3 protein-coding genes are annotated in these 3,561 nt (G+C 39.8%); all 3 read right to left on the minus strand.

Features of this window, described 5'->3' with window-relative positions:
* The coding region (locus NT178_08240) for a type I restriction enzyme HsdR N-terminal domain-containing protein (protein MCX5812518.1) at positions 1-585 on the minus strand (585 nt) is incomplete at its 3' end.
* Between the two features lie 1,071 nt (positions 586-1,656).
* Positions 1,657-2,283 carry a DUF2148 domain-containing protein gene (locus NT178_08245; protein ID MCX5812519.1) on the minus strand — a complete coding sequence of 209 codons (627 nt, stop codon included), beginning with the start codon at positions 2,281-2,283 and terminating at the stop codon, positions 1,657-1,659.
* Between the two features lie 459 nt (positions 2,284-2,742).
* On the minus strand, positions 2,743-2,988 hold the full coding sequence (locus tag NT178_08250) for a hypothetical protein (protein MCX5812520.1): 246 nt from the start codon (positions 2,986-2,988) through the stop codon (positions 2,743-2,745).
* Positions 2,989-3,561: the final 573 nt, after the last annotated feature.

Genomic DNA, 3,561 nt, shown 5'->3' on the forward strand with positions numbered 1-3,561 from the left:
ATCCACTTCCGCAGTGCCTTTCTTTGTTTTGGTTGACTCGGCATACTTATCGAAGGAGCCTTTAAGCACTGCCTCACGTGAGAAGATGGATGCAATCTCCGCCCAATGTTTCTCATATTCAGCATAAGTAAAATACAGGATGCGCCCGATTGCCGCCTTATCGGTTTTGTCGGGCTTTATACGGCAGTCATAGACGGCAAATTCTTCAAAATTTGTGAGTATGGAAAGGGGTAATTTAGCTGACCATGCATAACGTCTTAACTGGAATGATGAATCAAGGGCTTCTTTGATATGAATTGACGGCTTCTTCGCTTCTACAAAAAACTTCCTCGTGCCGCCGATACGAAAACTATAGTCAGGTGCTTTCGTAACGCCGCCTATTTTTATCGCATCTTCGTGAACTACATCTTTATACGCTTCAGCATAGCCATTCTTATTCTCCACATCCCATCCGAGGGTGTCAAAGAAAGGGTCGAGGAATTCGCGCCTGAGTTGGGTCTCATTGTATTGAGTTGACCTGTAAGCCTCTGCGTTCCTGTTATACCGCTCAATCAAATCCGAAAGTTGAATAGTTTCCGACAACATTCCCCCGGTTTTTCTTCCAGTATATTGATCCCTATGTTCCTTTTCCTAATTCTCCTGTAATTTTAATAAATTTACAAGTGAAAATACTATTACAGAATTATTTAATATTGTTTAATATTGTTTAATGTTACAATAAAAGAAGCGGCTTCGCGGTTTCCCAGAAGCAAGAATTACCTATTGAAATGCGCCCCCGCCCTTTCCTTGATGACTCTTTTTTTAACACCTACCAATCGCCGAAGTCAAACAGCAGCAAGGACTGATGGTTTACGATTGAAAGCAAAACACCCTTCTCGAAGCGCTTTTTAGACATCAATTACATATCTGCTCCCAGTGTCCATCAACGCACCTCCCTACTCGACAACCCAAATCTGGCAAAGGCTTTAATCCGCATGATAGTGATGGTGAGCTACCACATACTTGCTCCCAGTGTCCATCAACACATCGCCCAATTTGACAACCAAGCTCAGGTAATGGTTTTAGCCCACAAGATGAACTACCGCATATCTGCTCCCAGTGTCCATCAACGCACCTCCCTACTCGACAACCCAAATCTGGCAAAGGCTTTAATCCGCACCTGAGAGACCCGTCAGCAAATGCCGTGTCAACTGATATGAATATGACAAGCAACAACACTCCTCTAAGTATTTTTGTCAGCATAGTTTATCCTCCTCGGTATGCCTAATAATAATTCTATTAAAAACTATAATTTCTTAAACCCTATCTCGCTTAATTTTTATTGTCAAACAGAATAAACGGCTATTAGTGATCATACAGTGTTACCGGATACATTTTTTGCTGCTTATAACAATTTGTTAAAATTGCAATGTTGTGTTGCGTTCGGCTGAATCAGTAGATTAATTATTTTCCACCCTCATAATCACGCTTTCTGCTTGAAAGATAGAATAAAGGAGATAGTCCACAAACTGCGGAGTACGGAAGTGCATCTTGGAAATGGGATTCTAAATCAAATCAATATTGAAAATTGCGCTTTGCACCTAACTATTGAGTATTAGCCAAGCAGCAGTGAATTGAGGATTACCGAATAAAATGGAGATAACACAAAAATTGTTATTATTTTTTATTCGGTTTGATTATCTTCCAAGCATTGAGCTTATCTGCTCTGTCAAAATAAATATTTTTTCCTGTTGCTGATAACGGTATACCGATTATTAAATCACATGGGTTTAAAATACCTAATTTTAAAGCCGCAACTCCTGCTTTATGCATCATGCGGTTATCAACATTGTGTTCCATTGCAGTTTTAACTGCTGATGCAGAAGCAATACTGAAATCCATCACTTTAAAAATACAATAAGGACCAGGGAGGCTATGTTCTGTTAAGGAAATCCGAGGGTGTTTTAACATTTCCGAACAGGTAGGAAATCCACATCCTCCACAATTCAGACCTATTATTTTTCTACCTTCAATCCCTATTAATACCAAAAGGCCGGATTCTATAATAGTGTTGGCATCACTTTCCCAGTCTTCTTTTATTGCATTTCCAAGTTCGTGATTAGGTAATTTTCGACAAATTTCTTCTGCAATTTTTTTCATCATGTCAGCGATAGATTTTTGTTCTTTCGAACTCGCAACCATTATGTGCACATGGTCAATACCGCCGGACTTCGGAGCTGTTCTGGCAGATATTGACATTAATTTAGCAACAATTTCTAATCCTGATTTTTCCAAGTCACCCATATATAAATTCCTCCTAATATCTTTTTATCCATGGGAACATTAGTATTTGCCATGAATTATGTCAACAACATTGTTGAATGAAAATATAAGATAATACTCAGTATATCAAATAGATGCAATTCATTCCATAGTATATTGGCACCACATGATTTGTAGTATTTCATTAAAATATTAATTCTGTATTGTATGCAGTGATTGCTCAACCCATAGACCGGGGACAGATAAATTTCGCAAAATAATCAGAAATAAATTCCCATTTGTAATCCTGCATCATTGGCAGTAATAGCAAAGTCAACATTGCAGGAAGAACTTTGATTAGAAAGCCGTATTCTGAAAAACTGAATGTATGGTTTGATGAAGGCGGGTACCCGCTGGGCGTGGAAAGGCTATGACACTATAGTCCTTAGTAAATGCATGCATCAAAAAACTCAAAAGCAACTCCAATAAAACGCCAACTCTCTACTCTGCCCCTATTGCCTCCTTCCCTTTCTGTGTTAACCAGCATGCCCTATAGGTATCACCTGCCACAGTTCCTCCCAATCCTGTTTCGGCCAAGCCCTTCTGACAGAGCGCGTCAAGCACCGCCCTGCCCGCTTTGTTGCAGCAGACCTTGTCGATCCATGTTGCGCGCTTGTACGCACCCCCGCTGTACTGATTGTTTACGATTCTGATAAGCATGTCTTTTTCTTCTGGAGTAATTTCCATGATAATACCTCGTTTTTTGGGATATCTTAAATATCTTCAACCTAGTTCCAAATGTCAAACAAATTTACATGTGCATTTGCCTCAAAAAGGAAGTGCATTAAAAAAATCTGATTAATAGATTATTGAATACTGTTTATAGCGTTGCATATAGAGGCAAAACGGCAAAAACAACATCTCAGGAAGGTATTGATAAATTTCACACATGAATTTTTATCAAAAAATGAAAATACTAAAATTACTTGCTCCACCTACCAATCGAGCATAAGGACTTTTGACTTTGATCGTAGGTTACGGGAACAAATGTTGGTTTCATGAACAGCACAATCGGTGCAAAAAACAAGACCTGACCCCCAAGTCTCCCTTAATGTGATCATAAACCCTGGCAAAACCCCAGGCAGCCTCTCGAATACCACCTGTAACATCGTATTTCAGGCAAAAACCACTCAGTATCAACTTCAGGAAGGAGCGCTCAACGGAGAGGTGTGGTAAAAAAGGACTCATTCGCACTTGGTGGCACAAATGTTGGGGCTGGGGCAAAAACGCTTTTTTCTGTATGCTCGCACCCACTGGTTC

The sequence above is a fragment of the Pseudomonadota bacterium genome, from assembly GCA_026388255.1.
Taxonomy (GTDB): domain Bacteria; phylum Desulfobacterota; class Syntrophorhabdia; order Syntrophorhabdales; family Syntrophorhabdaceae; genus JAPLKB01.

What these genes read in the sequence shown, in the direction of transcription:
- NT178_08245 (MCX5812519.1), bottom strand. Translation starts at nt 2,283, where the DNA reads ATGGGTGACTTGGAAAAATCAGGATTAGAAATTGTTGCTAAATTAATG.
- NT178_08250 (MCX5812520.1), bottom strand. Translation starts at nt 2,988, where the DNA reads ATGGAAATTACTCCAGAAGAAAAAGACATGCTTATCAGAATCGTAAAC.